Source organism: Rhizobium sp. SU303, from assembly GCF_021052345.1.
Lineage (GTDB): Bacteria > Pseudomonadota > Alphaproteobacteria > Rhizobiales > Rhizobiaceae > Rhizobium > Rhizobium laguerreae.
The window spans coordinates 547,780-563,838 of record NZ_CP088095.1; the positions used below are offsets into that span (position 1 = coordinate 547,780).

Sequence of the window (16,059 nt, forward strand, 5' to 3'; positions counted from 1 at the left end):
GGAAGGGGTCTCGACAGGCTTTCCCGAAACGTGATCCGGGGCTCCGCCAAATTTGGGAATAGGTAATGTTAAGCCGGTTTTAACATAAAAATGGCATTTCTAATCACATACCTCCGGAAGCTGCGAAATCGAACAGATGTGGGACGCAATAGAATGAGTGCCGGCTTCGAAAAGGCGGACACATCATCAGAAATGGATGGGGCTCCCGCCGAGGCCGATCTGCAGACGGCGCTTTTCGATGTGGTGTGCGACAGCCTTTCGGCGGCTTTCATCATCTACGACAAAAACGATCACCTGATCTTTGCAAGCCGCCAAACCCTCGATTTCTTTCCGCTGCCCGCCGAGATGCTGAAGCCGGGCACGCGGCTTCGCGATTTCCTCGGCGCGATGTACGACACCGGCATTCGCCAGCAGTTTGATGTCAGGCAGGGTGGCTCGCTGAGCCGCGAAGACTGGCTGTCGCAGAAAATCGCCTCGCATTGGCGCGAGCGCTTCGACGCCGTCGAGCGCCACGGTGCCGATAGCTGGGTCCGCTTCGTCAAGCGCAGGCTGCCCGGCGGTTACGGCGTCACCATCATCTCCGACATTTCCGAGAACAAGAAGCGCGAAGAGCAATGGCGCTCCGATCTGGAGCGGGTGCAGCTCACCGAGGACATTCTCGACAATCTGCCGTTCCCGCTCTTCGTCAAGGATCGCAACCTCACCTATGTCGCGGTGAATCTCGCCTTCTGCGAGAAATATCAGACAAGCGCCGACGAGGTGCTCGGGCGCAAGAGCGGCGATCTTTTTTCAGAAGAGATCGCCAAGCGCTTCGAAGAAAGCGACCGCCATGTGCTGGAGACCGGCGAGATGTCCGTCTCCCGCCAGCGGCAGATCTCCCGCGACGGCATCGAGCGCGATATCGTCAGTCGGAAGCACCGCATCGGCAAGCCTGGCCGCTACTTCCTGGTGTCGACCATGCAGGACCTGCCGCGCGACGGCGCCGATCTCGACGAGTTCGGTCAAGCGTCCGCGATCACCGCCTCCAGCAATCAAAGCTATCGACGGGCCTATGTACCGGTACCAACCGGCATCGCGCGGCGCGAACCGGCGGCGATGGAAGCGATCGTTCCGGAGAATTTCTCCGGCCGCAAGGTCCTCGTCGTCACGGCCGACCTCGCCGCCGAGACGGCCGCGCTGCGGACGCTGACGAAATACGGCTTCGAATCCTGCTCGGTCCGCGGCGAGGACGAAGAGGAGCGGTTTCTGGAAATCGCCACCTCCTCCGGCATCTCGCTCGATCTTCTGATCATCGACAATCAGATGGGCATGCGCTGCCTCGAGCTTGCCGAGCAATACGGCATCCCGGCGCTCGTCATGGACGGTTTCCAGATCGCCAACGAGCTCACCTTCCAGATTGCCCGCCATTTCAATCGCAACAGCCGCAGCGCCGGTTCGGATGCGGATTGGGAAATCACCATTTCCGACGATCCGGTCGGCCTGCAGGTTCTCGTCGCCGAAGACAATGATATCAATCAGATCGTCTTTTCACAGATCCTCGAAGGTCTCGGCTATCGCCACATGCTTGCGGCGACCGGCGACGAGGCCGTGCGCCTGTGGGCCGAGCACCGGCCGCAGATCGTGCTGATGGATATTTCCCTGCCGGGCTTCAACGGCTTCGAGGCCGCCCGCCTCATCCGACAGATGGAGGAAACCGGCGGTGGCACCCGCACCCCGATCATCGGCGTGCTCACCCAGGCCTTCGAGCGTGACCGCGCCGAATGCGTCAAATCGGGCATGGACGACGTCATCATGAAACCCGTCAGCCCTGACATGCTGGAAACTATATTTCAGAAATACCTAATGAATGAACCCATGCGGGCTCAAAACTGAAACCTGCCGCGCAAAAGTGTGCAGGCGCCAAAATACCCGTCAATTCCCTAGATTTTGGGGAGGTTCAGGCGGCTATGTCGCTGATTTACTATCAAATTGTTAAGACCTGCCGGTCATTCTTCTGCATGGCTCCGGAGGAAAGCTCGGGTTTGGATGATGAAATCGGCGGACATAGCTTTCTTGACCGTCGGTCAGAATGAGCTTCAGGCGATGGCCTATACCGATCCGCTGACCGGATTGGGCAACCGCAATCGCATGCGCGACAAGGTCTTGCAGATCTCTTCCGAGCGCGCCAGCGATCCGGCCCCCTTCACCATCGGCATCGTCAACCTCGACAGTTTCAAGCCGATCAACGATTTGTTCGGCTCGACAGCCGGCGATGAAATCCTCTGTCAGGTCGCCCATCGTCTCAGGGCCTGCATTCCTGACGGCGCGCTGGTTACCCGCCACGATGGCGACGAATTCGCCTTCGTGCTGCCGTTGATTTTCGAGCGGGCGAGTGCCGAGAAATTCGGCCAGATGATCCGCGAGGTGCTGTCGGCGCCTTATGACCTCGGTGACCGCAACGTTCGTCTCTCCGCCTCCCTCGGCTTTTCCATCTATCCCTTCGCCGGAGAGGATTGCGAGGAACTGCTGAAGAGCGCCGAAACCGCCCTCTACCGTTCCAAGCGCCGCGGCCGCGGCCAGATCACCGTCTATTCGCGCGAAATCGCCCAGGAGATGAAGCGCGCGACACAGCTGGAGCAGGCGCTCAGAAACGCCATCATCTCCGACGCGATCGACGTGCATTTCCAGCCGATCGTCTCGCTGTCCAACAATCAGGTCGTCGGCTTCGAGGCGCTCGCCCGCTGGAACGATCCCGATCTCGGCTTCGTGTCGCCCGGCGTCTTCGTGCCGCTCGCCGAAGAACGCGGCTTCATCGATGCGCTGTCGGAGGCGTTGCTGCGCAAAGCCGCCGAGGCAGCGCTCTCTTGGCCGCGCGAACTCTTCCTGTCGTTCAATCTTTCCTCGGCCCAGCTGATGGATCCGGGCACGAGCAGCAGCGTCCTGTCGATCCTCGGCCGCGTCGGCTTCGATCCGCATCGCCTGGAGCTGGAGATCACAGAGACCGCGGTGATGAGTTCGGCCGATACCGCTCATCGCATCATCGCCGATCTGCGCGCCGCCGGTGTGCGCATCTCGCTCGACGATTTCGGCACCGGCCAGTCGAGCCTCGGGCGCCTGCGCGACTTCATCTTCGACAAGATCAAGATCGACCGTGCCTTCGTCTCGCGCATCAATTCCGATCGCGCCTCCGAACACATCATCAAGGCGATCCTCACCATGTGCGAGGGCTTGGAGCTGGAAGTCGTAGCGGAAGGCATCGAGGATTATGCGGAGGCGGTGAAGTTGCGCACGCTCGGCTGCGGCATGGGCCAGGGCTATCACTTCGGCCGTCCGGCCGACGGTATCGCCACGCTGCGCTTCCTGCACGAGAACTATTACGATCCGACCATGATGGAGCGTGCCAGCGCATAAAGCGATGGCGCCACATAAAAACGATGGCGCCCCTGAGAGCGCCATCGCCTACGCTATACTACCGCGCGCGGATTACTTAGGCGTGGTCGAGCCGGTTGCCGTGGTATCGGTGCCGGTCGCAGCCGGAGCCGGAGCCTTTTCGGCGGCCAGCATTGCCAGCGTCTTGAACTCGGGTGCAGCCTTCAGCGATTCAGCCGTTTCGCTGGTCGTCAGCTTGACGCTGCCGTCCTGGGTGTTCTGCGCGACGGTGATCTTTTCCATAGGCACGGCGACATTCTTTTCGCCGATGCCAAGGAAGCCGCCGACGCCAACGATTGCGGCAACCATGCCGCCATCCTTCTTCATGATCAGGTCGTTGACGCTGCCGATGCTTTCGTTGTTGCCGTTATAGACCGACTGGCCGATATAGGTGTTGGCGCTGACCTGGTCCGGAGCCTGCTCCGTCAGATAGGCGGCCTGAGCCGTATCTGCCGTCGGTGCTGCGGCCGGCGCCTGTGCGGCATCGCCTGCGGGCTTGGTGACGTCAGGCGTCATCGGCTTCGGTGCTGCCGGGTCGGCGGGAGCCGCCTGGGTCGGAGCGGCGGGGTCCGCAGGCTGCGGTGCCGTCTGCGAAAATGCCGCCGGTGCGAAAGCCGTGGCAAACAGTGCGCCAGCGGCAACGGTCGTCAAGAGTTTGCGTGTCATTTCGAACCTACCTTCGTTTTTCTTTAGAGTAACCGCTAACCCGGCAACACCTGTTTTCAGGTCTCGTTGCCGCGTCAGTTCGAAAGGAAAATGGCTGGTGGCGCGATTGGTTCCGGTTGAAAACACGGAAAATTTCTCGATTCTCACGGAACATTTATCGAAGAGTGGCCGCCAAAACGAGAAAAGGCGCCCCGGTGGGGAGCGCCTCTGATCACCGATGACAAGCAAAAATCAGATTACATAGACGGGATCGAACACGCCTTTGACGTCGATGCCGAGTTCCAGAAGCGCGCCGGCACTGGGCTGCGCCGAACGGGCATCCTCGTCCAGCCCTTCCCAGGCGGTCGTTACCGCAAGCCGGTCGGCATTGACGCCGATGAAGGCAGGGCAGGAGGGCTGGACGGCAGGAACCATATAGCGCGAGATGCGCAGACCGTCCGGACTATAGCGGTCGACGGCGCCGGCGCCCCAGCGCGCGTTCCACAGATAGCCGTCGGCATCGACCACCGAGCCGTCGATGCTGCCGGGGTCGTCCATGCTGTCGACGAGCACGATCGGCTCGCCCGAAGGCAGGCCGGTCAGCGGATCGACCATGACGCGCATCAGCCGGTTGATGCGGGAATCCGTATAATAGCCGACCGTTCCGTCAGGCGAGAAGCAGATCGAATTCGGAATGCTGATACCGTTGAAGATCTTCGTCACCTTGCCGCTGGCGACATGATAGATGGCGCCGGCCTGATTTTCCGCCCGTTTGCTCATCGTGCCGATCCAGAGCGCACCGGAAGGATGCGTGCGGCCATCATTCGAACGGTTTTCCGGCCTGTCGTTTTCGAGCGCGGCGTAGAAGGTCAGGTTGCCGCTTGCGATGTCGCGCACGAAAAGCCCTTCTTCCGTTGCGATCAGCTGCCGCCCGGCGTCGATGCGAGCAAGCACGCTCGCCATCACAGGCAGCGGGTGCACCTTTTTCTCGCTCGTCGAAAGATTGAGCTCGTGCAGTTCCTTGCCGAGAATGTTGAACCACCAGACGGTGTTGCTGTCCGGATCATAGGTCGGACCTTCGCCGAGGACGGAATTGGTATTGCAAAGTGTTTTGCCCTCGAACTCATAAATATCGGTCATACGTTCACGCTCCCAATGGCTGCATCATAGGCGTAAATGGTCGCCTTGGCGCGCTCGGCAACCTCTGATGCGGTCATTCCCGGCTTGTAAATGCTGGTGCCGAGGCCGAAGGCGAAGATGCCGGCCTTGGTGTAATCGCCGAAATTCTTGTCCGAGACACCGCCGACGGCGGCAATCGTCAGCTCCGGCGGCAGGATTGCCCGGATCGCCGTAATGCCGGAAGGGCCAAGCACGCTGGCCGGAAAGAATTTGAGACCGGTGGCGCCGGCACGCGCAGCTGCCAGCGCCTCGGTCGGCGTAAAGACGCCCGGCATCGTCACCATGCCGTATTCGCGCGCCCGGATGATCACCTCGGGTTCGACATTCGGGGTGACCAGCAGCTTGCCGCCGGCCGCATGCAGGCTGTCGACCGCCTCGACGGTCAGCACCGTGCCGGCGCCGATCAGCACTTCGGCCGGCGCCATCTTCGCGGCGATCTCGATGGATTTGAACGGTTCCGGCGAGTTGAGCGGGATCTCGATCGCCGTCAGGCCGTTGTCGATCAGAGCACCGACGACGCTTTCTGTCTCGTCGGGCCGGATGCCGCGAAGGATGGCGATCAGCGGACGCTTCATGTCGGGGAAGGGGATACGGTTCATCGTGTCAGCTTTCTCAATTCGGCCAGATGGCTTCGGCAGCGGCCGAAAGCCCGCGGCGCACGGCAGCGTCGGCGTCGATGGCGGTGAAGGCAAGGGAGAGGGTTCCGAAGGCCTGTTCGTAGAGCGCCTGCAGGCGCCCGGAGGCGACGAGGGTGATGGTGGTGCCGTTTGCCGCATCCTGCAGCGCGCCGGCGATTTCGAGGCCGATCAGCGTACCGGAAAGCCGGGCTTGTGCGGCAGCGGCAGAAATCCCGTGCAGGAGCTGGCCGGAACGGGCGGCAAAGAGCAGGTTGGAGGCAAGGGCCGGGCGTGCGAAAGCGGCCGAGACCGCGACCTCGAAAGCCGCCGCATCCGCCGGCTGCTCTTCCGCACCGGCCACGGCATGCGAAAGGATCGTGTGTTTGCTGATGACGTCGAAAAGCTCGCCGGTCATGAAGGTCGAAAAGCCGGTCGCCTTGCTGTCCGTCACATGCACCCATTTCGAATGCGTGCCAGGCATGCAGACCGCCTGCGCGCCTGAGCTTGCGCGGCCGAGCGCACCGAGAAGCTGGGTTTCCTCGCCGCGCATGACGTCGGGCCTCGCCATGTCCCGCTGGGCAAGGCCCGGCAGGATGCGGATGTCGCGGCTTTCGCCGGGCACGGAGACCGCCCCGGTCAGGATCGAGGCGAGCGGCGCCGGCACATCGATATAACCGGCCTCGACCCAGCCCTGCCTGGCGCCGGCCATGCCGCAGACGATCACCGGCAGGTTTTCCGGCGCCTCGATGGCGGCGAGATGGCCGGCAAGCACGGCGGAAAAGCCGGTCTTTGCCGCGCTCGTCATGCCTTCGCCGCTGCGGCGTTCGGCAAGGACGGTGCCGTCTCTGCCGATCAGCCAGAGCCGGAAACTGCTGGTGCCCCAGTCCACCGCGACATAAGCGGGATTTGTCATTACAGAACGCCTCCATCGACAATCAGGGACTGGGCGGTTATCGCCGCCGCACAGTCGGATGCAAGAAACAGGCAGGGACCGACGATCGCATCGGGTTTGAGCGCAACCTTCAGGCACTGATCCTCGACCGAGCGCGCAATGCTTTCCTCGGTGAGCCAGTGCTGCATCTGCCGCTCGGTGACCACCATGCCGGGCAGGATGCAGTTGACCCGGATGTTCTCCGGCCCGAGCCTGCCCGCCATACTCTTCGTCAGCCCGACGACCGCCGCCTTGGCCGCCGCGTAGGCGGGAAAACCGCCCATGTTCAGCTTGAAGGCGATCGACGACATATTGATGATCGCCCCGCCGCCGGCCGACCGCATCGACGGCACGGCTGCCTGCGAGGTGAAGAACACGTGCTTGAGGTTGACCGCCTGGTTGTTGTCCCAATAGGCCTCGGTCACCGCGTCGAATTCATGGCGGTCGTCCCAGGCGGCATTGTTGACCAGCACGCGGATCGGCCCTGAATTGGCAATGACGGTATCGACCGTGCGCCGGATCGCCGCGATGTCGCGCAGGTCGGCATGGTAAAAGGAGACCGGATGCGCCGTCTCCCGCGACAGTCTTTCGGCAAGTTCGCGGCCGGCGGCCTCGGCGATATCGATGAACGAGACCTTGGCGCCGTGGCGCGCGAAACCTTCGACGATCGCAGCACCGATGCCCGATCCGCCGCCGGTCACCAGCACGGCTCGGTCTTTGAATTCGGGAAATTGTGCTGCCATTGTGGTCACCGTCGCCTCCCGACTGAATTGTTCCATTATTTGGAACTTAATTTGACTATATGGAATTATCGAATTACACTGCCCTTTCTGTCAAGGGCGGACGAGGCGATGAGTTCAAACGGCGAAAACACAACACCGGCACGCGAGACCGGCACGCTCGGCAAACTGATGGTTCTGCTCGATCTCGTCACCCATGCCGATGCGCCGCTGCGTTTCACCGATATCCTGGGCCTTGCCGGCCAGCCGCGCGGCACGCTGCATCGCCAGCTCACCCATCTGGTCGAGGAGGGGCTGCTCGAGCTCGATGGCGACGGCCGTTATGCGCCTGGCCTGCGCCTGCTCGATTTCGCCGCGCGCAGCTGGGCGCGCAACGAGTTCCGCCTGATTGCCGAACCGCACCTGAGAGATCTGCAGCGGGCGACCGGCGAGACGGTGCATCTCGGCGTTCTGAGAGGCCAGTCGATCATCTATCTCGATAAGGTCGAAGGCCGCCAGCCGGTACGTATGTATTCGCAGATCGGCAATGCCTCGCCCTGTTATTGCACCGGCGTCGGCAAGGCCGCCCTTTCGCTGCTGCCGGCCGAAAGCCTTGTCGATCTGCTAGCCGGCCTGAGCTTCACCAGCTTTACCGCCTCGACCCATGTCTCCGCCAAAACGCTGCTTGCCGAAATCCGCGAGATTGCCGATCAGGGTTATGCCTTCGACCGCGAAGAGCATGAGGCCGGCATCCGCTGCGTTGCCGCACCCATCTGGTCGGAGGATCGGACCTTTATGGGTGGCATTTCGATTACCGGCCCGGCCTATCGCTTATCGATGGAACTTCTGCACCAATGGTCCGTTCCGGTGCAACTGGCGGCTGCGAGCATCATGGAAGGCATGCGCGTCCGTCTCGGTCCGCGCCGCTGACGGAAGATCGCCGTCGGCCACTGCTGGACGTAATCGCAGAGCATGCTTATGATAAGCGCGATATTGAGATTTTCCGGCGAATCACCACAACTAGAACGGTCCGCGAAATCTACAACCATTCACCGGCCGAACGCTCAACGCCGAAGCCGATTCCAACCAGCGATCGTCGTTTCCCGATGCAATCGAGCCGGCCGCGGCGGGCAGGTTTCGCAAACGGTTTGCCGGCCGAAGATGAAGAAATGTGATGGCACCCTTGTCGCAAACATCCACGGAAGAAGACGATTATGTTCAGGAAATAGCGGGCCTGAAGACCCAGTTCGATATTTTCCGTTTCATGAAACGCGTGACGGAAGCGTATCGCAGCCGTGCCTTCATGGTTCTCAACCTGCCGCCGATCACCTCCTTCGATCTTCAGGGCAGCACTGTCATCACCAGCTGGCCGGCCGAGCTTCTGGCCCTCTACGACCAGGAGGGTCTGATGGTGAACAGTCCGGTCCTCAGGCGGCTGAGAACATCCGCGCGGCCCTTCTTCTACGATATGTCGCGGCAGAACTGGTCGCGGGACGACGGCAAGTCCATTCTCGTCGCCTCCCTGTTCGAACGTTTCAAGATGATGCGCTGCGCCTATTTCCCGACGCATGAGCCCTCCGGCCTGCGCGGCGCCGTCTCTTTCGCCGGCGACCGCGAACCCTTCAGCCCTGCCGAGATGCGCGAGCTCTGCTACATCGCCATCCATGTCTTCGACAGGCTTGCCGAGATCCGCAACCTCGATACGCGCATGACGGACACGCTGACCGACCGCGAGATCGATTGCCTCAACTGGACGGCGGCCGGCAAGACCAGTGCCGAAATCGCTGAAATCCTGACCCTGTCCGAGCATACGGTCAATCACTACCTCAACCGCGCCACCAAGAAGCTCGATACGGTCAACCGCACCCAGGCGGTCGCCAAGGCGCTGCGCATCGGCCTGATCAAATAAGTTGCAAAAGACAACCGACTGCTTTTGAAGCCGCCCAGCGCGTAGGCAAGTCTTTCCCGTTGAGGGGCTGTCGCAAGCGCTTTTGCAGTCTTTTCCTTGATTTTCCATCTGGCACGCTTTCTGCATCTCTTCATGCGAGAGGTCCAGAGGGGACTTTGAGGCCAGCGCCAGGAAATGGCGCGGCCGACACACCGCTGTCCGACGCCGTTGCCGCTTTCTCCCGGCTCTTCGGTGTCGGCGGCGGTTGTTGCGTTTTGGCACCGCTTCTTTCCCGGCTGCCTGCGATTTCCTCTTCCTCGTTCACTTTTCGCTGGCCTTTTGCTCGACTTGCTCTAGTTCGCCCCGGATTGCGCCGGTTCTCGGGGAGACCGTTGCGGCCATCAGGGCGAAAGCCCGGCGGACTTGATGGCCGCAACGGATCGCCAATTCTCCCCGGCGCCTTTTTGAGCGCCGGCAATCGATTTCCCTCCCGATGATTTTGTTTGGCGAAGGCTTCCGTCTCCACTATCTGTGATCTGCAAGAAGAAGCAGTGAGGGTGGAATGGCCGACGTCACCAAAGAACAGGTTCTCGAAACGCTGAAGACCGTGCGTGGGCCCGATCTCGAGCACGATATCGTCGAGCTCGGCATGGTCTCCGACGTCTTCATCTCCGACGGCAAGGTTTATTTCTCCATCACCGTCCCGGCCGATCGCGCCAGGGAGTTGGAGCCGATGCGGCTCGCCGCTGAGCGCGTCATCAAGGAAATGCCGGGCGTCAAGGGTGCCCTCGTCACATTGACCGCCGACAAGAAGGCGGCCGCCGCCGCTCCGGCTGCCCGCCCTGCGCCGAACCCGCCTCACGGTCATGCCGGCCACGATCACCAACATGATCATGCGAGCCATGCTCACGCTCCTCAACAGCCGCCGCGCGCCGGCAAGATCGGTGTGCCCGGCATCGGCGCCATCATCGCCGTCGCCTCGGGCAAGGGTGGGGTCGGCAAGTCGACCACCGCCGTCAATCTCGCACTCGGCCTGCTCGCCAACGGTCTTCGGGTCGGCATTCTCGATGCCGATATTTATGGTCCCTCGATGCCGCGGCTGCTGAAGATATCGGGCCGCCCGACGCAGATCGACGGCCGCATCATCAATCCGATGGAGAATTACGGCCTCAAGGTCATGTCGATGGGCTTCCTCGTCGACGAGGAGACGGCGATGATCTGGCGCGGGCCGATGGTCCAGTCGGCGCTGCTGCAGATGCTGCGCGAAGTCGCCTGGGGCGAACTTGACGTCCTCGTCGTCGACATGCCGCCCGGCACCGGCGACGCCCAATTGACCATGGCCCAGCAGGTGCCGCTTGCCGGCGCCGTCATCGTCTCGACGCCGCAGGATCTCGCGCTGATCGATGCCCGCAAGGGCCTCAACATGTTCCGCAAGGTCGAGGTGCCGGTGCTCGGCATCGTCGAGAATATGAGCTATTTCATCGCCCCGGACACCGGCACCCGCTACGATATCTTCGGCCATGGCGGCGCCCGCAAGGAGGCCGAGCGCATCGGCGTGCCCTTCCTCGGCGAAGTGCCGCTGACGATGAACATTCGCGAAACCTCCGACGCCGGCACGCCGCTCGTCGCCTCCGAGCCGAACGGCGTCGTCGCCGGCATCTATCGCGGCATCGCCGCCAAGGTCTGGGAGCAGGTCGCCGGTCAGTCCCAGCGCCCGGCGCCGACAATCGTCTTCGAATAATGCATGCCGCCCGGAAGTGTGCAGCGGTTCCGGGATAAAGGCATGCATAAAACAAAGTGCATGCCGCCCGGAAGTGTGCAGCGGTTCCGGATAAAGGCATACATCACAACAAATGCATGCCGCCGGAAGTGCAGCGGTTAAATCGTGTCGATGCGAGGTGCTTGAGCGAGCCGAATCACTGCGGTAGATACCCCCAATTGTGGGGGAAACGTGATGAAAAGCCGCGCTTCACGGAAGATGCCTTGATTATTTCACGGCTTTGCTTCATATGCCGCGGCGCCATGATGGCGTTTTGCTGCAGATGCTCAGTGACGGCGGTCTTCGTTTCGAAGAGGCCGGCCCGCCTGCAAGTTCGGAGTTGTCTTGTCGATCGAAGGATTGGGAACTGCGATGCGGTTGAGCACAACGCGCATGCCGGCCTTTAAGGTTGGATGCAGCCGGAGAGACGACCGGTGATTACCGCCTACTGTTCCAATTGCAGGTCGGTGGAGATCCACGATCTGTCGCATGCCGCCTCCTTTCCCGAGGATGTCGTCTGGATCGACATGATCGAGCCGACCCGTGATGAGGAACTCTATGTCGAGAAGATTCTCGGCATCGAGGTCCCGACCCGCGACGATCTCAAGGATATAGAGCCTTCCGCCCGTCTCTATGTCGAAAACGACGCCGTCTTCATGACCGCCTCGCTGCTCTGGAAGGCTGACACCGACGTGCCGACGCTGACCGATGTCGCCTTCATCCTGGCTGGAAACCGCCTGGTCACCATTCGCTACGCCCATCCCAAATCCTTTGCACTGTTCATCGCCGCCCTTCACCGGCTGCCGGAAAACTGGCGCAGCGGCGCTGCCCTTCTCGCCAAGCTCTTGGAGACGATCGTCGACCGCACCGCCGAGATCCTCGAGATCTCCGTCTCGCGCATCGACATCTTGTCGACGCATGTCTTCGGCGACCGGGCAAGGAAAGTGCGTAAGCCCTCGAACTACCTCGAGGAGAAGTTGCGCGATATTGCCGGCCATCACCGGATGATCAGCAAGGTGCGCGACAGTCTCGGTTCGCTTGCCCGCCTGCTGACGTTCTTTCACACGATCCCGGCGATCCAGCAGGACCATGAGGCGAAGGAGCTCTGCCGCACCGTTTCGCGCGATATCCAGTCGTTGTCGGAGCATGCTTCCTTCGTCGCCGCCAACATCACCTTCCTGCTCGATGCTTCGCTCGGGCTGATCAACATCGAGCAGAACTCGATCATCAAGATTTTCTCGATTGCCTCGGTGGTATTCTTGCCGCCGACATTGGTCGCTTCCGTCTATGGTATGAACTTTCAGGTTATGCCGGAGCTGACCTGGGCCGCGGGTTATCCCTATTCGCTGGCCCTGATGGTGTTATCCGCCGTCATCCCTTTTTTCTTTTTCCGCTGGAAAGGCTGGCTCTGAGGAGCCTGTTAAAACTTCATGTCCGAAGATAGCCATCCGAACGAACGCCATATGACGCCGAAAAAGCTGTTCTATCTCGGGCTGGGTTCCGTCGGTGTCGTCTACGGCGATATCGGCACCAGCCCGCTCTATGCCTTTCGCGAGGCGCTGAAGCCGGTGGCCCATGACGGCGTCACCCGTTTCGAGATCATCAGCCTGATCTCGCTGATGATCTGGGCGCTGACGATCATCGTCACCATCAAATATGTGCTCTTCCTGCTGCGCGCCGACAACGACGGCGAGGGCGGCACGCTGTCGCTGCTTGCCCTTTTGATGAAGACCGCCAACGGCCACACTGCCGTCCTGATGCTGCTCGGCCTGATGGGTGCAGCCCTCTTCCTCGGCGATGCGATGATCACGCCGGCTCTATCCGTGCTGTCGGCCGTCGAAGGCCTGAAGCTCGTCACACCCAGCCTCGCGGAATATATCGTGCCGATCTCGGTGGTGATCCTGGCGCTGCTCTTCGTCGTGCAATCGCGCGGCACCGGCGCCGTCGCGAGGTTCTTCGGCCCGATCACCGCCGTCTGGTTCCTCGTCATGGCCGCCGCCGGCATTTCCCATATCTCTGACGATTACGGCATCCTTGCTGCCTTCAATCCCTATTATGCCGTCGCCTTCCTGCTGCATGAGGGCTTCTACGGCATCGTCGTGCTCGGCGCCGTCTTCCTGACGGTGACGGGTGCTGAGGCGCTCTATGCCGATCTCGGCCATTTCGGCCGCCGCCCGATCCAGTGGGCCTGGTTCCTGCTGGTTTTCCCGGCGCTGACGCTGAACTATCTCGGGCAGGGCGCGCTGGTTCTCGGCAATCCGGCGACGATGTCCGATCCCTTCTATCTGATGTATCCGAAATGGGCGCTGCTGCCGGTCGTCATCCTGGCGACCGCCGCAACGATCATCGCCAGCCAGGCTGTCATCACCGGCGCCTTCTCGATGGTGCGCCAGGGCATCAACCTCGGCTTCCTGCCGCGCATGGAAATCCTCTTCACCTCGGAAACCAATACCGGGCAGATCTTCGTGCCTTCGGTCAACGCCGTTCTGTTCATCGGCGTCATCTTCCTGGTCTTGAGTTTCAAGACATCGGACGCGCTGGCGACCGCCTACGGCATCTCGGTCACCGGCGCCATGGTCGTCACCTCGATCATGGCCTTCGAATTCGTCCGGGCCCGCTGGAACTGGTCGCTCCCGGTTGCGGTGCTCGCGCTCGCGCCGCTGGTCGTGCTTGAAATGATCTTCCTCGGCGCCAACCTTTTGAAGATCCACGACGGCGGCTATATCCCGATCATGATCGCCACGGCCTTTACCATCGTCATGTGGACCTGGCGTCGCGGCACCGCGATCCTGATGGAAAAGACCCGCCACACCGATATTCCGCTCGCCTCCTTCGTCAGCTCGATCGAGCGCAAGAGCGAACACTCGCCGGCGCAGGTTCCGGGCACGGCGATCTTCCTGACCAGCGATCCGGAATCGGCTCCCGCCGCCTTGCTGCACAATCTCAAGCACAATCATGTGCTTCATGACCGCAACGTCATCCTGACCATCCGCACGATCAACAAACCGCGCGTGCCGAGCCACGACCGCTACAGGGTCGAGCAGATTTCCGAGCGCTTCTCCCGCGTCGAACTGCTGTTCGGCTTCATGGAATCGCAGAACGTCTCGCAGGCCTTGGCGACATTGCGCAAGACGGGACTGAAGTTCGACATCATGTCGACCTCATTCTATCTCGGCCGCCGCAAGTTGGTGCCGGACGCCAAATCTGGCATGCCCTACTGGCAGGACCGGCTTTACATCGCGCTCGCCAACGCCGCCGCCAACCCCTCGGATTACTTCCGCCTGCCGGCGAACCGGGTGGTGGAACTCGGCTCGCACGTTATTATTTGATGCGTTGAAAGAGGGGCGCTTGCTTCGGCCCTAGCTCAGCGATGTTTCGGGAACTTCGGCCTTCGCGATAAAGACCCCGCCCCAAACCCCTCCCCACAAGGGGGAGGGGCTTAATCCGCCGCTCCGGCGCTTCCCACTTCATCGTTTCATCCGCAGAAAGGCTGATGTTTGTTGCGTGCGAGCGCCGCACATTAGTCCCGCTCCCTTGTGGGGAGGGGACTTTCGCAAGGTGGAGAGGGGACTTTTACGAAGCTGCGACACACCTCATCCCACGAAATTATCCCTCATATTAGAACATCCAAAACTTCTCACGGTCACATTTCGGCACGGCCTGTTAACCGGACATCAAGGTTAATGCGGGATTTTTAATGGAATGTTCCCGCGTTCCATGCCCGGAGTCCGTGTTGCGTCGAAAGAGCCCTTCCCGTAGCAAGCTGCGTCTTATTCCCGAGAATTGGGTGTCGCCCGCAATCTTCGGTCTCGCCGGCTGGCTGATTTTCCCGAGCGCCGCATCCCATGCCGATCTCGCCGCCATGCTCGCCGGCCTCGATCATGAGGGGGAGAACTGGCGCATGGTGCTGACCAATTCGCCGGCCGGCTCCATCCACCAGGCCGAACTCGCCTTCGCCGAGCCGATGGTGACCGGTTCGATCTCCGCCGGTGCCGGCATGGTTCTGCCTGACGGCCGCAAGGTCGCCTTCACTGCCAAGAACAAAGGCCACGAGGACACGCCGGACGAGGATCGCGTCAACCGTGGCAGCAAGAAAGGCCGCGTCGTCGCCGTCGAGAAGATGCAGCCGCCGAAGGACTTTTCAGCCGGCTCCATCCTCGAGCGCACCAAGATGCTCTTCACCCCGAGCTTCGATCTCAAGGACCGGTCGGCTTTCGTCAAGCCGAAGATCCAGGGCAAGGAAATCGAGATCGCCACATCTTTCTATAAGACGCAGCCGGTTGTGACCGATAATGGCGTGCCGGCAATGCTCGCAAGCCTCGTCACCAGCAACAAGGCCGATGTTCTGGCCACCGCCTATGCCCCGGCCACACCCGACTATGCCCGCCAATCGCCGTTCGATTCCATCCTGACCGAACAGGACAGCGGCCGCTTCGTTCCGGAGATCGGCCCTCGCGATCATGCCTGGGCCGCAAGCGTGCTGGCGCCGAGCGTCTTTTCCGCCCAAGAACAGCAGTGCCTTGCCTCCGGCATCTATTTCGAGGCGCGTGGAGAATCGGTGAAGGGCCAGGCGGCCGTCGCCCAGGTCATTCTCAACCGCGTCCGCAACCCTTCCTATCCGAAAACCATCTGCGGTGTCGTCTATCAGAACGAGGATTGGCGCAACCGCTGCCAGTTTTCCTTCGCCTGCGACAGCATCAAGGACAGGGTGAACTCGGAATATCACTGGCGAGTCGCCCGCGACGTTGCGATGGCGGTGACATCAGGCAAGATCTGGCTGCCGCAGGTGGGCTCGGCGACGCATTACCATGCCGTCTATGTCAGACCGAAATGGGCAAAGACCATGGAAAAGGTCGGTCGCATCGGTCTTCACGTCTTCTATCGCACCCATGGTGGCGGCTGGAGCTGAGATA

General features: G+C 61.4%; 13 protein-coding genes. 8 read left to right on the forward strand and 5 right to left on the reverse strand.

Annotated elements, in window-relative coordinates:
• The first annotated feature begins 153 nt into the window (after positions 1–153).
• On the forward strand, positions 154–1,872 hold the full coding sequence (locus RlegSU303_RS02655) for a response regulator (protein WP_222402863.1): 1,719 nt from the start codon (positions 154–156) through the stop codon (positions 1,870–1,872).
• Positions 1,873–2,025: 153 nt separating this feature from the next.
• Positions 2,026–3,390, forward strand: coding sequence for a putative bifunctional diguanylate cyclase/phosphodiesterase (locus RlegSU303_RS02660; protein WP_017959168.1), 1,365 nt, complete (start codon positions 2,026–2,028; stop codon positions 3,388–3,390).
• 72 nt (positions 3,391–3,462) lie between these two features.
• Here RlegSU303_RS02660 and RlegSU303_RS02665 read toward each other — a convergent pair whose 3' ends face one another.
• From RlegSU303_RS02665 to RlegSU303_RS02685, 5 genes are all read right to left on the reverse strand, one after another.
• Complete coding sequence (locus RlegSU303_RS02665) at positions 3,463–4,074, reverse strand: PRC-barrel domain-containing protein (protein WP_017959169.1); 612 nt, start codon at positions 4,072–4,074, stop codon at positions 3,463–3,465.
• Between the two features lie 231 nt (positions 4,075–4,305).
• On the reverse strand, positions 4,306–5,193 hold the full coding sequence (locus RlegSU303_RS02670) for an SMP-30/gluconolactonase/LRE family protein (protein ID WP_017959170.1): 888 nt from the start codon (positions 5,191–5,193) through the stop codon (positions 4,306–4,308).
• A complete protein-coding gene (locus RlegSU303_RS02675; RefSeq protein ID WP_129418091.1) occupies positions 5,190–5,831 on the reverse strand; it encodes a 2-dehydro-3-deoxy-6-phosphogalactonate aldolase in 642 nt (213 codons plus the stop codon). Before RlegSU303_RS02675 ends, RlegSU303_RS02670 begins: the two co-directional genes overlap by 4 nt.
• 13 nt (positions 5,832–5,844) lie before the next feature.
• Positions 5,845–6,762: a 2-dehydro-3-deoxygalactonokinase gene (locus RlegSU303_RS02680; protein WP_231283420.1), complete on the reverse strand. Its 918-nt coding sequence runs from the start codon at positions 6,760–6,762 to the stop codon at positions 5,845–5,847.
• Positions 6,762–7,523 carry an SDR family NAD(P)-dependent oxidoreductase gene (locus tag RlegSU303_RS02685; protein WP_231283839.1) on the reverse strand — a complete coding sequence of 254 codons (762 nt, stop codon included), beginning with the start codon at positions 7,521–7,523 and terminating at the stop codon, positions 6,762–6,764. The genes RlegSU303_RS02680 and RlegSU303_RS02685 overlap by 1 nt, the downstream gene beginning before the upstream one ends.
• Positions 7,524–7,631: 108 nt before the next feature.
• On the opposite strand from RlegSU303_RS02685, the gene RlegSU303_RS02690 reads away from it, so the two are divergent.
• The 6 genes from RlegSU303_RS02690 (at position 7,632) to RlegSU303_RS02715 (ending at position 16,055) form a co-directional block, all read left to right on the forward strand.
• Positions 7,632–8,429: an IclR family transcriptional regulator gene (locus RlegSU303_RS02690; RefSeq protein ID WP_231283421.1), complete on the forward strand. Its 798-nt coding sequence runs from the start codon at positions 7,632–7,634 to the stop codon at positions 8,427–8,429.
• Positions 8,430–8,673: 244 nt separating this feature from the next.
• Complete coding sequence (locus RlegSU303_RS02695; protein ID WP_130654733.1) at positions 8,674–9,408, forward strand: helix-turn-helix transcriptional regulator; 735 nt, start codon at positions 8,674–8,676, stop codon at positions 9,406–9,408.
• Between the two features lie 541 nt (positions 9,409–9,949).
• Positions 9,950–11,128, forward strand: a complete 1,179-nt coding sequence (locus tag RlegSU303_RS02700; RefSeq protein ID WP_131630389.1) for an Mrp/NBP35 family ATP-binding protein — start codon at positions 9,950–9,952, stop codon at positions 11,126–11,128.
• A gap of 452 nt (positions 11,129–11,580) precedes the next feature.
• Positions 11,581–12,558 carry a magnesium transporter CorA family protein gene (locus tag RlegSU303_RS02705; RefSeq protein ID WP_315856230.1) on the forward strand — a complete coding sequence of 326 codons (978 nt, stop codon included), beginning with the start codon at positions 11,581–11,583 and terminating at the stop codon, positions 12,556–12,558.
• Between the two features lie 18 nt (positions 12,559–12,576).
• A complete protein-coding gene (locus RlegSU303_RS02710) occupies positions 12,577–14,475 on the forward strand; it encodes a potassium transporter Kup (RefSeq protein WP_131624335.1) in 1,899 nt (632 codons plus the stop codon).
• 368 nt (positions 14,476–14,843) lie between these two features.
• Complete coding sequence (locus RlegSU303_RS02715) at positions 14,844–16,055, forward strand: cell wall hydrolase (protein ID WP_222282394.1); 1,212 nt, start codon at positions 14,844–14,846, stop codon at positions 16,053–16,055.
• Positions 16,056–16,059: the final 4 nt, after the last annotated feature.

Excerpts from the sequence above, each read along its gene's own strand:
- RlegSU303_RS02670 (WP_017959170.1), bottom strand. The coding sequence starts at position 5,193 with ATGACCGATATTTATGAGTTCGAGGGCAAAACACTTTGCAATACCAAT.
- RlegSU303_RS02700 (WP_131630389.1), top strand. The coding sequence starts at position 9,950 with ATGGCCGACGTCACCAAAGAACAGGTTCTCGAAACGCTGAAGACCGTG.
- RlegSU303_RS02715 (WP_222282394.1), top strand. The coding sequence starts at position 14,844 with ATGGAATGTTCCCGCGTTCCATGCCCGGAGTCCGTGTTGCGTCGAAAG.
- RlegSU303_RS02660 (WP_017959168.1), top strand. The coding sequence starts at position 2,026 with ATGATGAAATCGGCGGACATAGCTTTCTTGACCGTCGGTCAGAATGAG.
- RlegSU303_RS02685 (WP_231283839.1), bottom strand. The coding sequence starts at position 7,523 with ATGGCAGCACAATTTCCCGAATTCAAAGACCGAGCCGTGCTGGTGACC.
- RlegSU303_RS02710 (WP_131624335.1), top strand. The coding sequence starts at position 12,577 with ATGTCCGAAGATAGCCATCCGAACGAACGCCATATGACGCCGAAAAAG.
- RlegSU303_RS02655 (WP_222402863.1), top strand. The coding sequence starts at position 154 with ATGAGTGCCGGCTTCGAAAAGGCGGACACATCATCAGAAATGGATGGG.
- RlegSU303_RS02665 (WP_017959169.1), bottom strand. The coding sequence starts at position 4,074 with ATGACACGCAAACTCTTGACGACCGTTGCCGCTGGCGCACTGTTTGCC.
- RlegSU303_RS02690 (WP_231283421.1), top strand. The coding sequence starts at position 7,632 with ATGAGTTCAAACGGCGAAAACACAACACCGGCACGCGAGACCGGCACG.
- RlegSU303_RS02680 (WP_231283420.1), bottom strand. The coding sequence starts at position 6,762 with ATGACAAATCCCGCTTATGTCGCGGTGGACTGGGGCACCAGCAGTTTC.
- RlegSU303_RS02695 (WP_130654733.1), top strand. The coding sequence starts at position 8,674 with ATGGCACCCTTGTCGCAAACATCCACGGAAGAAGACGATTATGTTCAG.
- RlegSU303_RS02675 (WP_129418091.1), bottom strand. The coding sequence starts at position 5,831 with ATGAACCGTATCCCCTTCCCCGACATGAAGCGTCCGCTGATCGCCATC.